16 protein-coding genes are annotated in these 18,171 nt (G+C 72.6%); 9 read left to right on the forward strand and 7 right to left on the reverse strand.

Going from position 1 to position 18,171, the window contains the following annotated elements; translation table 11 throughout:
• Positions 1–56 precede the first annotated feature (56 nt).
• Both nhaA and ACFQO7_RS13515 read left to right on the forward strand, forming a co-directional pair.
• Entirely contained in the window at positions 57–1,304 is a 1,248-nt protein-coding gene (gene nhaA, locus ACFQO7_RS13510) for a Na+/H+ antiporter NhaA (RefSeq protein WP_376806677.1), read from the forward strand.
• 80 nt (positions 1,305–1,384) lie between these two features.
• Complete coding sequence (locus tag ACFQO7_RS13515; RefSeq protein ID WP_376806678.1) at positions 1,385–2,302, forward strand: alpha/beta fold hydrolase; 918 nt, start codon at positions 1,385–1,387, stop codon at positions 2,300–2,302.
• 101 nt (positions 2,303–2,403) lie between these two features.
• On the opposite strand, the gene ACFQO7_RS13520 is transcribed toward ACFQO7_RS13515, so the two are convergent.
• Both ACFQO7_RS13520 and ACFQO7_RS13525 read right to left on the reverse strand, forming a co-directional pair.
• The gene (locus ACFQO7_RS13520; protein ID WP_360535604.1) at positions 2,404–2,769 is read right to left on the reverse strand and encodes a hypothetical protein; all 366 of its coding nucleotides are present in this window, start codon (positions 2,767–2,769) and stop codon (positions 2,404–2,406) included.
• Positions 2,766–5,012, reverse strand: coding sequence for an SseB family protein (locus tag ACFQO7_RS13525; protein WP_376806679.1), 2,247 nt, complete (start codon positions 5,010–5,012; stop codon positions 2,766–2,768). Before ACFQO7_RS13525 ends, ACFQO7_RS13520 begins: the two co-directional genes overlap by 4 nt.
• A gap of 183 nt (positions 5,013–5,195) precedes the next feature.
• On the opposite strand from ACFQO7_RS13525, the gene mycP reads away from it, so the two are divergent.
• Together mycP and ACFQO7_RS13535 are read left to right on the forward strand one after the other, a co-directional pair.
• Entirely contained in the window at positions 5,196–6,431 is a 1,236-nt protein-coding gene (mycP, locus tag ACFQO7_RS13530; RefSeq protein WP_376806680.1) for a type VII secretion-associated serine protease mycosin, read from the forward strand.
• A gap of 150 nt (positions 6,432–6,581) precedes the next feature.
• Entirely contained in the window at positions 6,582–7,541 is a 960-nt protein-coding gene (locus tag ACFQO7_RS13535; RefSeq protein WP_376806681.1) for a sulfotransferase, read from the forward strand.
• 60 nt (positions 7,542–7,601) lie between these two features.
• Here the strand turns inward: ACFQO7_RS13535 and ACFQO7_RS13540 are convergent, their stop codons facing one another.
• The 3 genes from ACFQO7_RS13540 to eccB all read right to left on the reverse strand — a co-directional run bounded on the left by ACFQO7_RS13540 (position 7,602) and on the right by eccB (position 9,783).
• Complete coding sequence (locus ACFQO7_RS13540) at positions 7,602–7,898, reverse strand: WXG100 family type VII secretion target (protein WP_376806682.1); 297 nt, start codon at positions 7,896–7,898, stop codon at positions 7,602–7,604.
• Between the two features lie 36 nt (positions 7,899–7,934).
• Positions 7,935–8,225, reverse strand: a complete 291-nt coding sequence (locus ACFQO7_RS13545) for a WXG100 family type VII secretion target (protein ID WP_239168027.1) — start codon at positions 8,223–8,225, stop codon at positions 7,935–7,937.
• A gap of 181 nt (positions 8,226–8,406) precedes the next feature.
• The gene (eccB, locus tag ACFQO7_RS13550; protein ID WP_376806683.1) at positions 8,407–9,783 is read right to left on the reverse strand and encodes a type VII secretion protein EccB; all 1,377 of its coding nucleotides are present in this window, start codon (positions 9,781–9,783) and stop codon (positions 8,407–8,409) included.
• Positions 9,784–9,925: 142 nt separating this feature from the next.
• On the opposite strand from eccB, the gene ACFQO7_RS13555 reads away from it, so the two are divergent.
• From ACFQO7_RS13555 to ACFQO7_RS13575, 5 genes are all read left to right on the forward strand, one after another.
• Complete coding sequence (locus ACFQO7_RS13555) at positions 9,926–11,770, forward strand: type VII secretion protein EccE (RefSeq protein WP_376806684.1); 1,845 nt, start codon at positions 9,926–9,928, stop codon at positions 11,768–11,770.
• A 53-nt stretch (positions 11,771–11,823) separates the two neighbouring features.
• Complete coding sequence (locus ACFQO7_RS13560) at positions 11,824–12,195, forward strand: phage holin family protein (RefSeq protein WP_360535590.1); 372 nt, start codon at positions 11,824–11,826, stop codon at positions 12,193–12,195.
• Between the two features lie 72 nt (positions 12,196–12,267).
• Positions 12,268–13,185 (forward strand): EamA family transporter RarD, encoded by a 918-nt coding sequence (gene rarD, locus ACFQO7_RS13565; protein WP_376806685.1) that lies wholly within the window; start codon positions 12,268–12,270, stop codon positions 13,183–13,185.
• A gap of 219 nt (positions 13,186–13,404) precedes the next feature.
• Positions 13,405–15,540, forward strand: coding sequence for a PhoX family protein (locus ACFQO7_RS13570; RefSeq protein ID WP_376806686.1), 2,136 nt, complete (start codon positions 13,405–13,407; stop codon positions 15,538–15,540).
• A gap of 69 nt (positions 15,541–15,609) precedes the next feature.
• Positions 15,610–15,993: a VOC family protein gene (locus ACFQO7_RS13575; protein ID WP_376806687.1), complete on the forward strand. Its 384-nt coding sequence runs from the start codon at positions 15,610–15,612 to the stop codon at positions 15,991–15,993.
• A gap of 16 nt (positions 15,994–16,009) precedes the next feature.
• Here the strand turns inward: ACFQO7_RS13575 and ACFQO7_RS13580 are convergent, their stop codons facing one another.
• Together ACFQO7_RS13580 and ACFQO7_RS13585 are read right to left on the reverse strand one after the other, a co-directional pair.
• The gene (locus ACFQO7_RS13580) at positions 16,010–16,819 is read right to left on the reverse strand and encodes an IclR family transcriptional regulator (RefSeq protein ID WP_376806688.1); all 810 of its coding nucleotides are present in this window, start codon (positions 16,817–16,819) and stop codon (positions 16,010–16,012) included.
• 288 nt (positions 16,820–17,107) lie between these two features.
• Positions 17,108–18,148 carry a polyprenyl synthetase family protein gene (locus ACFQO7_RS13585; protein ID WP_376806689.1) on the reverse strand — a complete coding sequence of 347 codons (1,041 nt, stop codon included), beginning with the start codon at positions 18,146–18,148 and terminating at the stop codon, positions 17,108–17,110.
• Between the last annotated feature and the right edge of the window lie 23 nt (positions 18,149–18,171).

Consider the following 18,171-nt stretch of genomic DNA (forward strand, 5'->3'; position numbering starts at 1 on the left):
CTCCTTCGCGGCCAACCTTCCGGTGCGTACCTGGTGGGAACCGTAGTATCCGGATCATGGGAGACAGCCGGACACGGCCGAAGTCCAGCCCGCGCGTGAAGCGGATGCAGCGCCGTCGTGCCCAGGCCGCCCGCAGCGCCGCCGCCGAGGTGGTGCGTTTCCTGCGCACCGAGCAGATCGGCGGCCTGGTGCTGCTCGGGGCCACCGCGCTGGCCCTGATCATCGCGAACTCGCCGCTGGCCGACGCCTACCAGCGGCTCAGCGCCTACACCTTCGGGCCGCAGTCGCTGCACCTGAACCTGTCGGTCGCGCAATGGGCCCAGGACGGCCTGCTCACCGTCTTCTTCGTGGTCGCCGGGCTGGAACTCAAACGCGAGCTCGTCGTCGGCGAGCTGCGCAACTTCCGGCAGGCCGCGCTGCCCATCGCCGGCGCGATCGGCGGCATGGTCGTGCCCGCGCTGCTCTGCTTCCTCATCGCGTTCGGCGCGCCCGGCGGGGCCGACGCCTGGGCCGTGCCGATCGCCACCGACATCGCCTTCGCGCTGGCCGTGCTCGCCATCTGCGCCCGGGACCTGCCACCCAGCCTGCGGGTCTTCCTGCTGTCCCTGGCGATCGTCGACGACCTCGGGGCCATCCTGCTGATCGCCCTGGTCTTCACCGCGCACGTGGCCTTCCTGCCGCTGCTCGGCGCGGCCGCGGTGCTGGTGGTGTACGCCCTGCTCCAGCAGTTCCGGTTCCGCGGCTGGTGGCTGTACGTGCCGCTGGCGCTGGCCGCCTGGGCGCTGGTGCACGCCTCGGGGGTGCACGCCACCATCGCGGGCGTCGCCGTCGGCCTGCTCACCCGGGTCAAGCCCGATCCCGGGGAGCACGAATCGCCCGCCCAGGCGCTGGAACACCGGCTTCAGCCGATCTCCGCCGGGATCTGCGTGCCGCTGTTCGCCTTCTTCTCCGCCGGCATCGCGATCAGCGCCGGAGCGCTCGGCGCGATCTTCACCGACCGCGCCTCGCTCGGCGTGCTGATCGGCCTCGTCGTCGGCAAGACGGTCGGCGTGCTGGCCGGCGCGGCCGTGGCGGTGCGCTCGAAGCTCGCCGAGCTGCCCGAGGCGCTCGACTGGCGCGACCTGACCGCCGTCGCGGTCGTCACCGGCTGCGGCTTCACGGTCAGCCTGCTCATCGCGGAGCTGGCCTTCGACTACGGAGAGCAGCAGGCCAGGGTCAAAGGCGCGGTGCTGCTCGGCTCCTTGATCGCATCACTGCTGGCCGCGGCCCTGCTGCGCAGACAGGTCCGGGTGCGCACACGCTAGCCTGCACTCATGAGTGAGCGGAGCGAACGAATCAGCGGGCTCAGCGGCCATGCCTTTGCCGAGCGCAGCGAGGCGAAGGCATGAATGAACGGGCTGTGGACGAGTCATGTGTCCTGGACGAGGGTCCGTGGACGCACCGGTTCGTCAACGCCAACGGCAGCCGGTTCCACGTCGTGGAGCAGGGCACCGGGCCGCTGGTGGTGCTCCTGCACGGCTTCCCCGAGTTCTGGTGGGCCTGGCACCGGCAGCTGCCGCTGCTCGCGGACGCGGGCCTGCGGGCGGTCGCGGTGGACCTGCGCGGTTACGGCGCGAGCGACAAGCCACCGCGGGGGTACGACGGCTTCACGCTCGCCGCGGACGTGGTCGGCCTGATCCGCGCGCTCGGCGAGCGCAACGCCACCGTCGTGGGCGCGGGTGCCGGCGGCCTGATCGGCTGGTCCGCGGCGGCGCTGCACCCCCGGCTGGTGAACCGGCTCGTGGTGCTCGGCGCGGCGCACCCGCTCCGGCTGCGCTCGGCGCTGGTCGCCAACGCCGCGCAGCGCCGGGCCGGGCGCGACCTGCTGCGCTTCCAGCTGCCCCGGTACGAGCACGTGCTGACCCGTGACGACGCCGCCCTGGCCGGCGGGCTGATGCGCGACTGGACGGCACCGGCGTTCCGGCAGACCGCCGACTACGCGGAGTACGAGCGCCGCTGCCGCGAGGCGATGCGCATCCCGCAGGCAGCGTTCTGCGCGATGGAGGCGTACCGCTGGGCGTTCCGGTCCACGCTGCGCCTGCACGGCTACCGCTTCCTGCGCGCCGTCCGCCAGCCGATCATCTCGCCCACCCTGCAGCTCCAGGGCGCCCTCGACCCGATCACCCTGCCCGCCACCGCCCAGGGCTCCGGCCGCTACGTCCTCGCCGACTACGAATGGCGCCTCCTCGACGACACCGGCCACTTCCCCCACCTGGAACGCCCCGACCTGGTCTCCGGCGAAATCATCCGCTGGACCAAGTAACCCGCCCCACCGCCGCTCCTCCTGGCGCAACTCTTAAAGAGTTGCGCCATCCGAGGCCGGGTTTGGCCGCAACTCTTTAAGAGTTGCGAACCGGGGTGGGGTCAGAGGCGGGATTCGCGGAGGTCGGTGACGTCTTGTTTGGGGGCCCAGCCCTGGTAGACGCCGTAGTCGAACTCTTCGAGGCCCAGTTCGGCGGCGACGGGGGCCTTGCCGCCGGTGTACTCGACGCGCAGCCAGGCGTCGTGCTCGGCCAGCACGATGAAGGGCTGGCCGCGCCAGGTGCAGGTGCTGCGCACGTACGCCAGGTCGTCGATCTCGGCCGCGGCCACCACCCGCACGAACCGGCCCGGCCGGACCTCCTCGAAGCCCTCGGCGGGCTCGGGGCGGTACAGCCGCACGGTGTCGCCGTCGGGGCTGGCCTCGTACTCACGTCCCAGGTAGCGGGCGATGTAGCCGTCACGCATCACTCTTCGCCCCCGTCGGTGCGCAGCCAGCGCGGCCCGTCGGCGTCGAGCACCGCGACCATCTCCTCTTTGCCCTCGGCGTCCACGCGCAGCAGGCGAGCACCGTGCGGCAGCCGGGCGCTGTCCACCTTGAACTCGGCGATGATCTCGGTGCTCTCCCCGGGTGCGAAGCCGTTGCCGCGGAACGGGGCGCGTTCGATGACCCAGCCCTCCATGGCCTTCATCGCCGCCTCGTGCTGCCCGCCGTACGGGATCCGGTACAGGCTGGGCCGGTAGGCCGGCCAGCGCAGCACGTAGATCTCCTTGTCGTCGGCGGAGAACGGCGAGCCCGTCCAGGTCAGGCCGAGCGCGCTGCGCAGGGCCTGCGCGCCGCGCAGGTGGCCGACCTCGCGGGCGCGGTGCACGAATCCGGAGACCCGGTCGTAGCCGCGGTCGAGGTAGTAGCCGATCTGGCTGGGGGCGATCACCTTCTGCATCTCGGTGATCTCGGGATCGCGCCGGGCGGGCGGTGGCGCGGAGCCCGCCGTCGGCGTGGTCACGGCGGGTTCGCTCTCGTCGCCGCCGAGGCCCATCTCGGCCGCCCAGCGGGCGAGTTCCAGCAGCTGGTCGCCGGGCAGGCTGGCGCCGACCGCGGTGCCCGGGTTCACCGCGAACGACCAGGCCGGATCGGGCCAGGTCGCGATGAGCTTCACGAAGCGCACCGGAACCGACTCGACCGGTTCGGGCATGGTCTGCGTGGACGTGTAGCTGACGATGTGCGGCTCACCGCCGATGTCGCGCGGCTGCCACGTGAAACCGGGTTCACCGGGCCGGGGCGCGCCGGGCCCGCCCGGCACGGGCAGCAGCACCGTGGCGAGCAGCAGGGTGGACAGGAAGGCGTCGGTGTTGCCCGCGTCGGCCGCTTCGAGCAGCTGCTCCTCGACGGAGTTCGACGGGGTGAAGTCGTCCTCGGGTCCGGCGGGCCGCTCGTGGCGCGGACCCGGTTCCCGGACCGGCGGCACGGGGACCTCGGGCACCGTCACGGCGGCGGAGACGGGCTCGAACAGCGACCCGGCGCCCGGCGCGGGCGTGGCGGCCACGGTGGCGTCGGTTGCGGGGACCGCCGACGACACCGGCTCGAACAGCGAGCCCGTGCCGGGCGTGGACGCGGCCGGTCCGCTCGCGGGCGGCGCGGTGACGGGCTGATGCGCGGATGCGGTGGACACCGGCTCGAACAGCGACCCGGAGCCAGGACGCGCGCCGGGCGAAGGCACCTCGGCTGCGGGCGGGTATGCAGCGGCCGGAGCAGCGGAGACGGGTTCGAACAGCGACCCCTCGACGCGCCGCACCGCGGGCGGAGGTCCGGCGGGCTCGGCCGCGGACGGGGTCGCGGCGGCCGGGACCGGCGGCGGCGCGGCAGCCGGAACCGGCACGGGCGGCACCGCAGCCGCCGGCACCGCCGGTGCGGGCGGTGCGGCCGCGGGCACCATGCCCGGCGGCGGCACGGTGGCCGGCGAGACGAAGGTGTGCGCGGCGGCGGGCGAGACCGGCTCGGCGGAGAAGGCGGGGTCGGCGGGGAAGAACCGGCCGCCGGGCTGCGCCGCCGGCACGGTGGGCCGTGGCTCGGGCGGCTGCGGAACCGTCACCGGCGACTCGATCGCCAGTGGCGTGTGCACCCTCGGCGCGGCGACCGGGCGCACCTCCTCGACGTCGATCACCTCGGCGTCGAGGATCAGCTCCTCGTCGGGGTGTGCGGCGTACGCCGGCTGCGGCTGCTGCGGCCCGCGGGGCTGCATCGGCGGCGGCGCGGTCCGGGCGGCCTTGGCGCGTTCGAGCGCCTCCAGCCGTTCGAGCCGGCCGCGGGCGACCGCGGGCGCGCCGGGAATCCGCACGTCACCACGGACCATCTGGGTGACGAACCAGGCCGGCAGGTATCCCTCGATCGGCAGACCCGGGTCCACGGCCAGCCACCACTCGTGGTTGGGCCACGACGTGGCCAGCTCCTGGAACGGGACGCGCCGCGCGGGTCCGGCGTGCTCGGCCAGACAGGCCCGCAGCGCGGCGGACGAGGTGAAGGCGAGCACGTGGGTGCGGTTCTCCGCGGTCCAGGTGCCCCAGCCTGCGGGACCGCGCGCGGATGCGGCGTCACCGGCGACCGGCAGCAGCAGTTCCGAACGGCCGAGGATGCGGAAGTAGAGTTCCTGATCCCCGGCGCGCAGGGCGTCACGCAGCGCGATCTCGGTATCGGTGGCCGGCTCCCAACCCATCACGCGCTCACCTCCTGGCTGCCGCGAGAGTACTGAGTCACAACTTACCTTGCGCGCCGTAGGCGTGTCGCAACCAGCAGTCTAGGTCGGCTCGTTCCAGTAACATCTGCGCCGGGGTTCAGCCACGCGGGTATCCGCCCGCCCGCGGCGGTCGACTCCACACCAGGCCTGGGGAGGCGACATATGTACCGCAGCCGGCCGAAGGTCGCCTTCGCGGCCCGCACGGTGGCGTTCAGCGTGGCGGCGACGTTCGCCGTCGTCGGCATCGCGACAGCGCCCGCCACCGCGGCCCCCTGCCCGAGCGGCCCGCTCGCGCCGAGCGCGGTGATCCCGGCCAAGCCGTGGCCGCAGCAGCGCTGGGACCTGTCCGCGCTGCCCAGCGGCATCGACGGGTCGGGCGTGATCGTGGCGGTGCTCGACTCAGGCGTCGACAAGGACCACCCGCAGCTGCGCGGGCACGTCCTGGCGGGCCAGGACAAGCTGTCCGGCGGGGGCACGGACGGGCGGCAGGACTGCGTCGGCCACGGCACCGGCGTGGCCAGCGTCATCGCCGCGAAGCCGCTGGCCGGGGTGGAGTTCCGCGGCATCGCCCCGGGCGTGCAGATTCTGCCGTTCCGGGTGAGCGAGGCGCTCGGGGGGCAGGAGAACTCGAGCAACGCCCGCCAGGCCGACGTGAAGGACATGGCCGCCGCGATCCGGTACGCGGTGACCAAGAAGGCCCGCGTGATCAACCTTTCGCTGAGCTACAGCGACACCCCCGCGAACAAGCTGGACGAACTCCACGACGCCATCCGCGAAGCCATCGCGAAAGACGTGGTCGTCATCGCCGCGGTCGGCAACGCCAAGCAGAAGGGCAATCCGACGCCGTACCCCGCCTCCTGGGACGACGTGCTCGGGGTCGGCGCGATCGACGAGGCGGGGCAGCGGCTGGGGGCCTCCCAGACGGGGCCGTACGTGGACCTGGTCGCCCCCGGTGACCAGGTGACCGTGGCCCGCCCGACCCGCGGACACGGCAAGGAGAGCGGCACGAGTTTCGCGGCCCCGATGGTGGCCGCGACCGCCGCCCTGATCCGCCAGGCGTACCCGAAGCTCACCGAGTCCCAGGTGCGGCGGCGGCTGCTGGCCACGGCCGACCCGGCACCCGGTGGGCGGCACAGCGACGACTACGGCGCGGGCATCCTCAACCCGGTCCGGGCGGTGACCGACGTGCTCGACGGCGCAGCCCGGGTCACCCCCGCCGCGCTGGCGCCCCGGCCCGCCGACCCGGCCGCCGAGGCCGCGGCCGACCGGGCCGACCGGCAGCGCTCGCAGGCGCTGTGGCTGGCGGGCCTCGGCGTCATCCTGGCGGGCCTGGTGCTCGCGCTGGCCGTGGCGCTGCCCAACGGCATCCGCCGTCGCTGGCGAGCGGCCGGGAGCTGACGGAAGCATGACATTCGGGGCTCATTTGCCCACGTCGGGCCCGAGCGTCGCCGACTGCCGACTCGACGGAGGATCCGCCGGGCGGCGACGGCGGCCATCATGTCCGGGGGACAGCCATGTCACCGGTTTGCCGTTTTCGAAGGAGAGCAGATGAGCGCGACCCAGCCGGGACTGCTGGTCACCGGGCTACCCCGGAGCGGGACGAGCTGGGTGGGCAAGATGGTGGAGGCCGGGCGGCAGGTCGTGTACGTCAACGAGCCGCTCAACGTGCGCCACCCTCCGGGCCGCTCGCCGGGCGTGCTCGACGCCGACGTCACGCATCGCTTCCAGTACATCTGCGCCGACAACGAGGACGTCTGGCTGCGCGCGTTCCGCCGCACCCTGGCCCTGCGCTACGGCGTCGGCCGCGAGCTGCGCCGCAACCACGCGCCCTACGACATCGCCCGGATGGTGAAGTACGCGACCGCGTTCGCCACCGGTCGCCTGCGCGGCCGGCGCGCGATGCTCGACGACCCGTACGCCCTGATGGCGGTGCCGTGGCTGGCGGAGAAGTTCGGGGTGCGCTCGGTCGTGCTGGTGCGCGACCCGGTGTCGCTGGTGGGCAGCTACCGCAAGCTGGGCTGGCACATCAGCCTCGACGAGCTGCTGGGCCAGCCGCTGCTCACCCGGGACCTGCTCGCCGACCACGTGGACGAGCTGCGTGAGGCCGCCGCCAAGGAGGACGAGATCCACACCACGGCGCTGCTGTGGCGGGTCGTCTACGACGTGGTCGACCGGGTGCACCGGCACGTGCCGGGCGTGCTCGTGCGCCGCTACGAGGACTTCGCGATGCGGCCGGAGGAGGAGTTCGGGGCGCTGTACGCGCACTTCGGGCTCAACTTCGACGAGCAGGCCCGCGCGCAGGTCGTCGCGGCGACCACGGCCGGGGAACAGGACTCCCAGCGCGGCTTCGTGCGCTCGGGCACGTCGAAGACGGCGTTCCGCCCGATGGACTCCAAGCAGGCGCTCGCCGCGGCGCAGAACCGGCTGTCGGCCGAGGACGCCGCACGGGTCGTCGCGATCACCCGCGACGTCCTGGACCGGTTCCGTCCGGCCGGCACGGCGGCCTGAGCGGCTACGCGCGCAGCCCGGGGCAGCGGAAGCCGCCCGCCCCGGGCCACGGCGACGTGGTCAGTGGAACAGCCGGGTGTTGCGGTCCTCGGCGTCCTTGAACTGGACGGCGGCCTCGTCGACCGCGCCCTTGATGTCACGCAGCATCGCGGACAGCTCGTCCGCGGCCTTACGCCACTTGGCCTGACGCTCGTGGTACGCCGTCTGCGCGGCGCCGCTCCACGAGGACACCATCGGCCCGGCGTCGCTTTCCAGCTGGCTCAGCGTGGTCTCCAGCTTGCCCAGCGCTTTCTGAATGTGCCCGCTCGCCTCATGCAGCGAGGCGAAATTGACGACGAGCCTGTCGCCGTTGCTCATATCGGTCCTCCCCCTTTCGGTCCGTGATTTGCCGCGCTACAGGTTCAGCGAGACGCCGCCGGTGTTCTTGGAGGCCACCCGGCCTGCCTGCTCCTCGTCGGCGCGGCTGTACTCCTGGCCGGCCGTGCGGATCGCTTTCGACGTCTCAGCGAGCGCCTGGTGCAGTGCCTTCTGGTCCTGCGACCAGGCAATCTTGACCTGCTCGAAGGAGCTGCCGGCCCGGCCAACCCAACTGGTCTGCAGCATCTCCAGCTCGCTCAACAGGCTGCTGAGCATGGTCTGCAGGTCGTCGTTGGCCGAGTCGAACTTGCCTGCGGTCGAGGCCATGATCGCAGCTTCGGAGGCGGTTTCCGCCATTGTCGTACGTCACCCCATTCCCTTTGTGCAGTTACGCATCCACCGTCCTATGCGGAGCATTGGCGGCGGTGCGCCTGTCTCGGTGACGGTAGCGTCCCGCGTCGACTCGTGCCAGCCCGGAGCCCTCGCCTGTGGATAACCCCGTCGCGGCTCAGCCGAGCGCCAGCTGGGCCGACGCGGTCTGCGGGTCCAGACCCGGCCCCGGGGGCAGCAGGTCGACGAGCGACGACGGCAGCCGCAGCGGCACCGGGTCGGAGTAGCCGAGCATCGGCAGCACGTCGGGACGGGCCGCGTCGTAGCGCACGCCCTGGTCGGTGACCAGGCTCAGCGTGGTGCCCGCGGCAACGATGGCGCCCCGGCCGGAGGGCACGAGCACGTAGTCGGCGTACGCGCCGCCCTCGGCGCTGCGGGCCACGGTCGCGATGCGCCCGGTCAGGTCCAGCGGCACCTCCACGCGCACCTCGGGGGCGTTCGAGTCGTCGCGGGTCACCGCGCACAGCGCGCCCTGGCCGTAGGAGGCGATGGTCGGCATGTTCGCCGGTGGCTGCCGCGGGTCGTTGGCGTCCGGGACCAGGCTGGCGGGCGAGTTGTCGTACTCGGCGAGCTCGGTCTGGTCGATCTCGATCTCCCGGCCGATGTCGTGCTTCTGCCGATACCGGCCGAGCAGCAGCGCGGCCTGCACCGGGGTGATCATCGCCAGGCCGTCCGCGCGGACCACCGCGTACTGGTGCGACTTGCCGTCCAGGCCCTTGATCTTGATGACCTGGCCGTTCTTGAGGTTCTTGACGGTCGAGCGCGCACCCGGCGAGCCGACTCGCGGCTCGTCCAGCGGCTGGCCCTGGGGCATGCCGTTGACGAACGCGGCCGGCACGGCCATCGGCTGCGCGCCGCCGGCCAGGTCCGCGAACTCGTCGGCGTCGGCGTTGTAGAGCCGGCCGTGCCACAGCAGGTAGATCTGGTCACCGGCGCGCACGAACAGCGCGTCGTCGCCGCCCATCACCCGGCCCTTGCCGGCCTGCACGCTGTCACCCACCACCAGCACCGACGCCGGCTTGCCGGCCTCGGTCGCCGAGCAGATCGACCAGGGCAGCCCGAGCAGGGCGCCCGGGTCGGGCAGCGAGTCCGGCAGGTCCACCACCCCGACGGTGAGCCCGCGCGGCACGTCCACAAGCGACTTCTTGGCCACCGTCACCAGCTTCGGCGACGTCGCGCCGGAGGCCAGCAGCGCCGAGGTCAGGTTCAGCGCCGGGTGCAGCTTTCCGTTGCGGTACACGAAGTGCGCGCCGGAGCCGTCCTCGATGATGACCGTGCCGTCGGCCTTCCAGCCGGTGTCGCCACGGTTGCTGAACACGCCGTACACCCCGTATCCGGCCGCGATGACCACGGCCAGCAGGATGCTGGCGAGCGTCGCGCCGGCCGCGCGGCGAAACGGCGCCTGCGCCGGATCGGTGTCGCGCATCACCAGCGCCGAGACCACTCGCTGCACCGTGAACTGGTACGAGTGCAGTTGGTCCTGTCTCGACGGCATGGGCCCTCCCCACGGGTCAGCCTGCGGCTCTACCATGAGCCGGGCGAAGTGCGGCGGTACAGCCGGTGGATGTCCGCGGCGATCCGCCGCCGGGCGGACCGCGAGGGCCGCCACTAGCTGGAGCCTAGGGGAGGCTATCGCGATGACGGTCGACACGGTGACCGGGCCGACGGCACGCACCATCGACGAGGGGGCCGCACCGGCCGCGCACCCGCGGCCCGCCAGGCGGTTCCTCGGGCTCGGCAGCGGCCAGATCGTCGCCGTGCAGCTGGCACTGGTGCTGCTGGTGGCCGCCGCGCAGGCGGGCGCCGGCTTCCTGCTGCCCGCCGTGCCCGTGGCCGCCGCGCTCGTGGTGCTGGCCTGGGGCCGCTGGCGCGGGCGTTGGCTGTCCGAGTGGACCGCCGTCTACCTGCGCTACCGCGACCGCCGCCGGCGCATCGAGCCGACCGGTGACCCGGCCGAGCTGCTCGCCGCCGCCGCGCCCGGCAGCCGCCTGTCCATGCTGGACATCGAAGGCGTGTCCTGCGCCGCGCTCACCGACGCCCTGGGCACCTGCGTGCTGCTGGAACTCGGCGACCAGGCGGTGATGCCGGCCCGCGCCTGGCACCCGCTGCCCTCGCCCGCCACGCTGCTGCCCGCCCCCGCAGCCGACACCCCGCCGGTGCGGCTGCAACTGCTGCTGCACGCCAACGCCGCCAACGGCTCGTCGCCCGCGGCCTCGTCCTACCGCCAGCTGTCCAGCGGACGCCTGCTGGCAAACGAGCGCGCCCTGCTGGTGGTGCGCGTGCACCGGGCCGAAGGCTGGACGGAGGCCGACCTGGAACGTGCGCTCACCGGCGCGGTACGCAAGGTGCGCGCGAAGCTGGGCGACGTGCCGCACCGGCTGCTCGGCGACGTCGCGGCGCTGCGCGCGCTCGCCGAGGCGGCCGGGCACGACGGGACCACCGCCGCGCAGGAGGGCTGGTCCGCGCTGCACATCGGCGGGCTCTACGCCAGCTCGTACGCCGTGGAGCGCTGGCCGGCGCCGCACCCCGACCCCGCCCACGCGCTGCTGCCGCGCCTGCTGCGGCTGCCCGCCACGACGGTCTCGGTGTCGCTGACCGCGGGCCCCTGGGCCGACGGCGGCGCCACCCTGCAGGCCGAGCTGACCGTGCGGCTCACCGCGCCCGACCACACCTCCCTCGGCAACGCCGGCACGGCCCTGCGCCAGCTGCTGGCCACCGAGCACGCCCAGGCCCGCCGCCTGGACGGCCAGCAGTTCGACGGCCTGACCGCCACCCTCCCGCTGGCCGGGCCCGGCCCCGCCGAACTCGGCGCGGGCGGCCGTGGCGGCGTCGCCCGGCGTCCGGCCGCGGTCGCCGCGCTGGCCACGCCGTACGGCGGCAGCGGACTCATGATCGGCGTCAACCGGCACAGCGAGCCGGTCTCCTTCCGGCTGTTCCGTCCCGAGGCGACCCGCGTCGTCCTGATCGGCGGCGTCGCCGTCGCCCAGGTCGTCGCCGTGCGCGCGATGGCCCTCGGGGCGTACGTGCTGGTCCAGACGACCCGTCCGTGGGCGTGGGAGCCGTTCAGCCGCGGGCTGGGCTCCGGCGCGCCGCTGGCCGTCATGGCCCCCGGCCCGGTCAACGTGCCGCCCGGCACCCCGCTGCGCCCACTGCTCAGCATCGTCGACGCGGGGCCGGTCGCCGCCGACCGCACGCCGGGCACCCCGTGGCACAGCACACTGGTGGTGCGCGACGACCTGTCCCCGGTGGACGTGGACGTGCTCGGCCGCGCCGACCTGGCGCTGCTGCAGCCGTTGCAGCCCGCCGAGGCAGCAGTCGCGGTGTCCGTGCTGGGGCTCAGCCGCGACCAGGAGTCGTGGCTGTCGCGTGCCCAGCCCGGCATGATCGGCGTGGTGCACCGGCGTTCGGTGCGCTGGGCCGCGCTCAGCACCACCGGCTACGAGCAGCAGCTGATCAACGCGACCCAGCAGAACGGACGCTGACCGGCCCGGCCGGGGGGTGCGCACCGGGGCGAATCGTGGCACGATGCCGCACCATGGGCATCCTCCTCCGTCTGGCCGCCAGCGCCGCCGCCGTCTGGGTGGCGACCATGCTCGTGCCGGGCATCAGCGTGACCGCCGAGACCCTCCTCGGCAAGATCGGCACGTTCGTCGCGATCGCGGTCATCTTCGGCCTCTGCAACGCGTTCATCCGCCCGATCGTCAAGATGGTCGGCTGCGGGCTGTACGTCTTCACCCTCGGCCTGATCGCGCTGGTGGTGAACGGCGCGCTGTTCATGCTGACCAGCTTCATCGCGGGCCTGCTGGACGTGCCGTTCCACGTCGACGACTTCTGGCCCGCCGCCATCCTCGGCGCGCTGGTCGTCGGTCTCACCAGCTGGGCACTGAACTGGTTCATCGAGGACTGAGTCTTCTCACCAGCTGAGCGACCTGGCTCACATGTCAGGAGCCGAGGCGAGGCCTCCCCTTACCATTGGTAGGTGAGTCAGCTTCGCCTCGGCTACCTGTACGGGTTCGGCGCCTACGCCCTGTGGGGCTTCTTCCCGGCGTACTTCAAGCTGCTCAAACCCGCCGGCCCAGTCGAAGTGCTGGCCCACCGGATCGCCTGGTCGGCGTTGTTCATGGTGCTCCTGCTGACCGTGGTGCGCCGCTGGCGGCAGATCGCCGAGCTGCTGCGAAAGCCCGCCACCGTCGGCGGCATCACGTTGGCCGCGATCTTCATCGGCGTCAACTGGGGCACCTACATCTACGGCGTGAACGTCGACCGGGTGGTGGAGACGTCGCTCGGCTACTTCATCAACCCGCTCGTGGTCATCGTGCTCGGCGTGGTCGTCCTCGGCGAGCGGCTGCGCGCCGCACAGTGGGTCGCGGTGGGTGTGGGCACCGTCGCGGTGCTCGTGCTGACCGTCGACTACGGCCACCCGCCGTGGATCGCCCTCATCCTGGCCTGCTCCTTCGCCCTGTACGGCCTGACCAAGAAGCGCCTGGCCCTGCCCCCGGCCGACGGCCTGTTCGTCGAGTCCGCGGTGCTCACCCTGCCCGCGCTGGCCGCCATGGGCTGGCTCGCCTCCTCCGGCGACCTGACCTTCGGCCAGGTGAGCACCGGGCACACGCTGCTGCTCGCCGCGGCGGGCGTGATCACGGCGATCCCGTTGCTGATGTTCGCCGGAGCCGCCAACCGCATCCCGTTCACCGGCCTCGGCATGCTCCAGTACGTCGCCCCGACGCTGCAGTTGGCGCTCGGTGTGTTCGCCTTCCACGAGCCCATGCCACCGGCCCGCCTGTTCGGCTTCGGCCTGGTCTGGCTCGCCCTCGCCGTCTTCACCTGGGACGGCCTGCGCAACGCCCGCCGTACCCGCCTGTCGGCTGCTGCTCCACTGGCCGCAAGCCGAGCCTGACCCGCCCCCACCTGCCGCAACTCTTAAAGAGTCGCGCCCTCACGACTCCGCTTATGCCGCAACTCTTTAAGAGTTGCGGCGCGGGGGCGGGGCGGGGCGGCGCGGCTGCCTGGTGGTGTTCATGTGGGGTTCATCCATGGGATGAGCGCGGCTCACCCGGGCTACCTACGTTCCGGACGACGGCACAACCTGTCGACCCGACGTATGGAGGCAACTCCCATGAACGAATCCCGCCGCCGGCTCCCCCTGCTCGGCGGGGACGGCCACAGCGGAGGCAGCCGGTCGTCCATGACCTGCCTGTACCGCTGCGGCAACGCCTGTGACCACCCCGCCCCGAACACGTCGTCGAACGAGTACTTCGGCGACGTCGTGCAGGCCGAGGTGTCCCGGCGCGGCATGCTCAAGGCCGGCTCGGCCGGCGCCATCGCGCTCGGCTTCGCCGGTGCGGTGGCCGGTGCCACCGCCGCGTCCCCGGCGTTCGCCGAGCCCGGCGAGGCGGCCGCGGCCGAGGAGTTCTCGGTGGAGACGCTGACCCGCACGGGCAAGCCGACCGCGCTGACGTTCTCGCCGATCCCCCCGAACACGCTCGACAACCTGGTGGTGCCCAACGGGTACGACCACAACGTGATCATCCGCTGGGGTGACGAGGTCGTGCCCGGCGCGGCGGACTTCGACCCGGCGAAGCAGAGCGCGGCCACCCAGTCGAAGCAGTTCGGCTACAACAACGACTTCGTCGCGGTGCTGCCGCTGGGCCGCGGCGGCGACCGCGCGCTGCTGGTCTGCAACCACGAGTACACCAACGAAGAGCTGATGTTCCCCGGTTTCGCCGGGCTGGACGCGCTGACCACCGACCAGATCCAGGCCACGATCGCCGCGCACGGCATGTCGGTCGTCGAGCTGGAGCGGGTCGGGCGCACCGGGCAGTGGGTCGTGGTCGGCAAGGGGCGGCGGTCGTACAACCGGCGCATCACCGGCCTGTCCACGGTCTTCGCGGTGACCGGCCCCGCCGCGGGCTCGGCGCTGCTGAAGACGGCCGCGGACCCGACCGGCAGGAAGGTCATCGGCACGTTCAACAACTGCGCGGGCGGCGTGACCCCGTGGGGCACGGTGCTGTCCGGCGAGGAGAACTGGAACCAGTACTTCGTCGGCGGCGACGGCGCGCCGGAGGAGGCCAAGGCCTCGCTGGCCCGGTACGGCGTCTCCACCACGGCCCGCTATCCCAGCGGCTCGCGCAAGTGGGACCGGGTCGACGCCCGGTTCGACCTGGCGGTGACCCCGAACGAGATCAACCGCCACGGCTGGATCGTCGAGGTGGACCCGTTCGACCCGGGCTCGACCCCGCGCAAGCACACCGCGCTGGGCCGGTTCAAGCACGAGGGCGCGAACGTGATCGTGGCCGACAGCGGGCACGTCGTGGCGTACATGGGCGACGACGAGCGGCACGACTACATGTACAAGTTCGTGTCGCACAAGAAGTTCACCCGCGGCAACTCGTACTGGGCCCGCAAGCAGAACATGTCCCTGCTGGAGTCCGGCGACCTGTACGTGGCGCAGCTCGGCTACACCAGCGCCGCCGAGATCGACGGCACCGGCAAGCTGCCCAGCGACGGCGCGTTCAACGGCACCGGCGTCTGGATCCCGCTGGTCAAGGACAACAAGCCGATGGTGCCGGGCTGGACCGTCGAGCAGATCCTGGTGCACACCCGCCTCGCGGCCGACCTGGTCAACCCGACCAAGATGGACCGCCCGGAGGACGTCGAGCCGAACCCGGTCACCGGCAAGATCTACGCCGCGCTGACCAACAACACGGCCCGCGGCACCACCGGCGGCCGCAACGCGCCGGCCGACGAGGCCAACCCGCGCAACGCCAACAAGCACGGGCACATCTTCGAGATCACCGAGAACGGCGGTGACCACACCGGCACCACGTTCACCTGGGCGGTCCCGATCGTCTGCGGCGACCCGGCGGACCCCTCGACCTACTTCATGGGGTACGACAAGACCAAGGTCTCGCCGATCTCCTGCCCGGACAACCTGGCGTTCGACGGCGCGGGCAACCTGTGGATCTCCACCGACGGCAACGCGCTGCTGTCCAACGACGGCCTGTTCGCGACCGCGCTGAGCGGTCCGGAGGCCGGCCACCTCAAGCAGTTCCTCACCGTGCCCCGCGGGGCCGAGGCCTGCGGCCCGTTCATCAGCGTGGACAACAAGACGGTGTTCGTCGCCCCGCAGCACCCGGGCGAGATCAGCGGCGCGTCCATGGACTCACCGGCCAGCACCTGGCCCGACGGCGACTACGCCAAGCCGGGCATCGTCGGCGTGTGGCGGCTCGACGGCCGCCCCGTCGGCAGCTGACCCACGTCTCACCAGCGGCGCTCGCGGCCTTCGGGCCGCGGGCGCCGTTCGGCGTCTAGGCTGCCCGGTATGACCGAGAACACGCCCCGGCTGGAGCTGTCCGGCATCGTGCTGGACTCGCCCGACGCGCAGGCGCTGGCCGCCTTCTATGAGCGGCTGCTCGGCTGGACCCGGGAGCAGGACGAACCCAACTGGGTCAAGCTGCGCGGCCCCGGCGGCGGGCCGGGCCTGTCTTTCCAGACCGAGTCCGTGTACGTGCGCCCGGTGTGGCCGGCGGGTCCCGGCGAACCGCAGATGATGGTGCACCTGGACATCGCCGTGGACGACCTGGCGGCCTCCGGTGCTCACGCGGTGGCCGCCGGCGCGACGCTCGCCGGCTTCCAGCCGCAGGACGACGTCCGCGTCTACCTCGACCCAGCCGGCCACCCGTTCTGCCTTTTCCTGTCCGACTGAGCGGTGCCAGGGTGGGTCAGGCCGCGGCAGCGCCGTGTGTGGCCGTCAGCGGGGCGTTGAGGGCCGCCTGGAGGGTACGGGCGGTCCCGTGCAGCCGTTCCCGGATCATCGGCGCCTGCTTGACCAGGTCGACCGCCGGCAGCGCGCAGGCGACCACGAAGCGCTGCGACAGGTCGCCGGCCGTCTGCACGGACACCGACGCGCAGGCCACCCCTGGGCGGAACTGCCCGATCTCCACCTGCATGCCGCGGCGCATGCCCGCCGCGATGTCGGCGTCGAGCGCCGTGTGCGAGCGCAGCGTGGCCTGGGTGAAGGCCCGCATGCCGTGCTCCTTGAGGTAGCGCTCGCGCTGCGCCTGGTCGAGGGTCGCGAGCAGGTTCTTGCCCAGCGCGGTCGCGTGCGCGCCCTCGTCGAACCCGGGCACCAGGTCCTCGACGTGCGGCGAGCGGAAGCCCTCGGCCACGGCCGTGATCGCGATCCGCCCGTCGACGAAGCTGCCCAGGTAGTGGCTGTAGCCGATCTCCGCGCTGGCGCGGCGCAGCACCGTGCCGACCTCGGCGGGTCCGCGCATCGCGCTGACCAGCTCACGGAAGCGGTCGGCGACCGCCAGGCCCAGCGTGTACGCCCCGTCGGCGCGGCGCATCACGTAACCCTGGTGAGCAAGTGTGCGCAGCATCCGGTACGCGGCGGCGATGGTGATGTCGCACCGGCGTGCGATCTGCTTGGGGGACAGCCCGGTGGGCGACTCGCCCACCACCTCCAGCACCCGCAGCGCTCGCGCCACGCTGCTGACCATGTCCGATGGCGGAACCGCTGAGTCTCGCACCGTCACCTCCATGCAGTCGCACCTACGATATGCAAATGCACGCCTGACGTGAAGAGCCCCGACGTAACGAAATCCTTCGATCCATTCCGGACGGTTGGCGTTCGTCGCGAACACTTGAGATGCGCGAATCCGCCGACAACGACCACGGCGGCCTTGACCGCGACGACCGCCGGGTTCGGCCGCCGACCGCACCCGACAGGCGCGGAAGCCGCGCAGCGGCGAGCGCCCGGAGGGTAAGGGAGGCTGAGAGGCCGAACCCGGCGCCCGCCGGAGGCGGGCGCCGGCAACTCAGCTGATGCGGTCGGCGATGACGTCGCAGAGGGACTCCAGCGCTTCGCGGGCCGCGTTGCGCGGCAGGCCCTGCAACTGGGCGCGGGCCTGCTCGGCGTAACCCCGCACGGTCTCCCGGGCCCGCTTGAGCGCCACGCTGTCGCGCAGCAGCTCCAGCGCCTCGGCGTGCAGCGCGTCGTCGGTGACCGGGCCGTCGGCCAGGATCTGGCGCAGCCGCACCGCGGCCGGGTCGCTGTCGTCGGAGGCCAGCGCGTAGAGCACGGGCAGCGTCGGCACGCCCTCGCGCAGGTCGGTGCCGGGCGTCTTGCCGGAGTCCGTCGACTCGCTGGAGATGTCGAGCAGGTCGTCGGAGAGCTGGAAGGCCAGCCCCAGCGTCTCGCAGTACGTGGTGAGCGCGGCGGTGACCGCGGGGGACGCGCCGGAGAACATGCCACCGAAGGTGCCGCAGGTCGCCATCAGCGACGCGGTCTTGCCGTCGAGCACCTTCAGGTGGTGCTCGACCGGGTCGGCGTCGCGCGGGCCCACCGTCTCGGCGATCTGGCCGTGCACGAGCTGCGCGAACGTCTGCGCCTGGATGCGCACCGCGTCGGGGCCGAGGCCCGCGGCCAGCTCCGCGGCCCGGGAGAAGAGGAAGTCGCCGACGAGGATGGCCAGCGAGTTGCCCCAGCGCGCGTTGGCGCTGGGCGTGCCGCGACGCACCAGCGCCTCGTCCATGACGTCGTCGTGGTAGAGCGTGGCGACGTGGGTCAGCTCCAGCACCGTCGACGCGTCCACGAGTTCGGGCGCGGCGGGGTCGCCGAAGTGCGCGCAGACCGCGACCAGCATCGGCCGGAACCGCTTGCCGCCGGCCTCCATCAGGTGCTTGGCGGCTTCGCTGACGAAGGGGTCCGCGGACTCGACGCACTCGCGCAGGCGGTCCTCCACCGACGCCAGGTGCGCCATCACCGAGGCTTCCAGGGCAGGGTCCTCGAACCGGACACCGGTGCTCCGGGCAGTACGACCGTTCACGCTGCTCACCACGTCCTCACGATGCCACATGGCTCTCACATGATCGAAGCTCC

It is taken from the genome of Catellatospora aurea (assembly GCF_042663325.1).
GTDB lineage: Bacteria > Actinomycetota > Actinomycetes > Mycobacteriales > Micromonosporaceae > Catellatospora > Catellatospora aurea.

Excerpts from the sequence above, each read along its gene's own strand:
- nhaA (WP_376806677.1), top strand. The coding sequence starts at position 57 with ATGGGAGACAGCCGGACACGGCCGAAGTCCAGCCCGCGCGTGAAGCGG.
- mycP (WP_376806680.1), top strand. The coding sequence starts at position 5,196 with ATGTACCGCAGCCGGCCGAAGGTCGCCTTCGCGGCCCGCACGGTGGCG.
- ACFQO7_RS13570 (WP_376806686.1), top strand. The coding sequence starts at position 13,405 with ATGAACGAATCCCGCCGCCGGCTCCCCCTGCTCGGCGGGGACGGCCAC.
- ACFQO7_RS13535 (WP_376806681.1), top strand. The coding sequence starts at position 6,582 with ATGAGCGCGACCCAGCCGGGACTGCTGGTCACCGGGCTACCCCGGAGC.
- ACFQO7_RS13545 (WP_239168027.1), bottom strand. The coding sequence starts at position 8,225 with ATGGCCTCGACCGCAGGCAAGTTCGACTCGGCCAACGACGACCTGCAG.
- ACFQO7_RS13525 (WP_376806679.1), bottom strand. The coding sequence starts at position 5,012 with ATGGGTTGGGAGCCGGCCACCGATACCGAGATCGCGCTGCGTGACGCC.
- eccB (WP_376806683.1), bottom strand. The coding sequence starts at position 9,783 with ATGCCGTCGAGACAGGACCAACTGCACTCGTACCAGTTCACGGTGCAG.
- ACFQO7_RS13585 (WP_376806689.1), bottom strand. The coding sequence starts at position 18,148 with ATGTGGCATCGTGAGGACGTGGTGAGCAGCGTGAACGGTCGTACTGCC.
- ACFQO7_RS13540 (WP_376806682.1), bottom strand. The coding sequence starts at position 7,898 with ATGAGCAACGGCGACAGGCTCGTCGTCAATTTCGCCTCGCTGCATGAG.
- ACFQO7_RS13515 (WP_376806678.1), top strand. The coding sequence starts at position 1,385 with ATGAATGAACGGGCTGTGGACGAGTCATGTGTCCTGGACGAGGGTCCG.
- ACFQO7_RS13560 (WP_360535590.1), top strand. The coding sequence starts at position 11,824 with ATGGGCATCCTCCTCCGTCTGGCCGCCAGCGCCGCCGCCGTCTGGGTG.
- ACFQO7_RS13575 (WP_376806687.1), top strand. The coding sequence starts at position 15,610 with ATGACCGAGAACACGCCCCGGCTGGAGCTGTCCGGCATCGTGCTGGAC.
- ACFQO7_RS13555 (WP_376806684.1), top strand. The coding sequence starts at position 9,926 with ATGACGGTCGACACGGTGACCGGGCCGACGGCACGCACCATCGACGAG.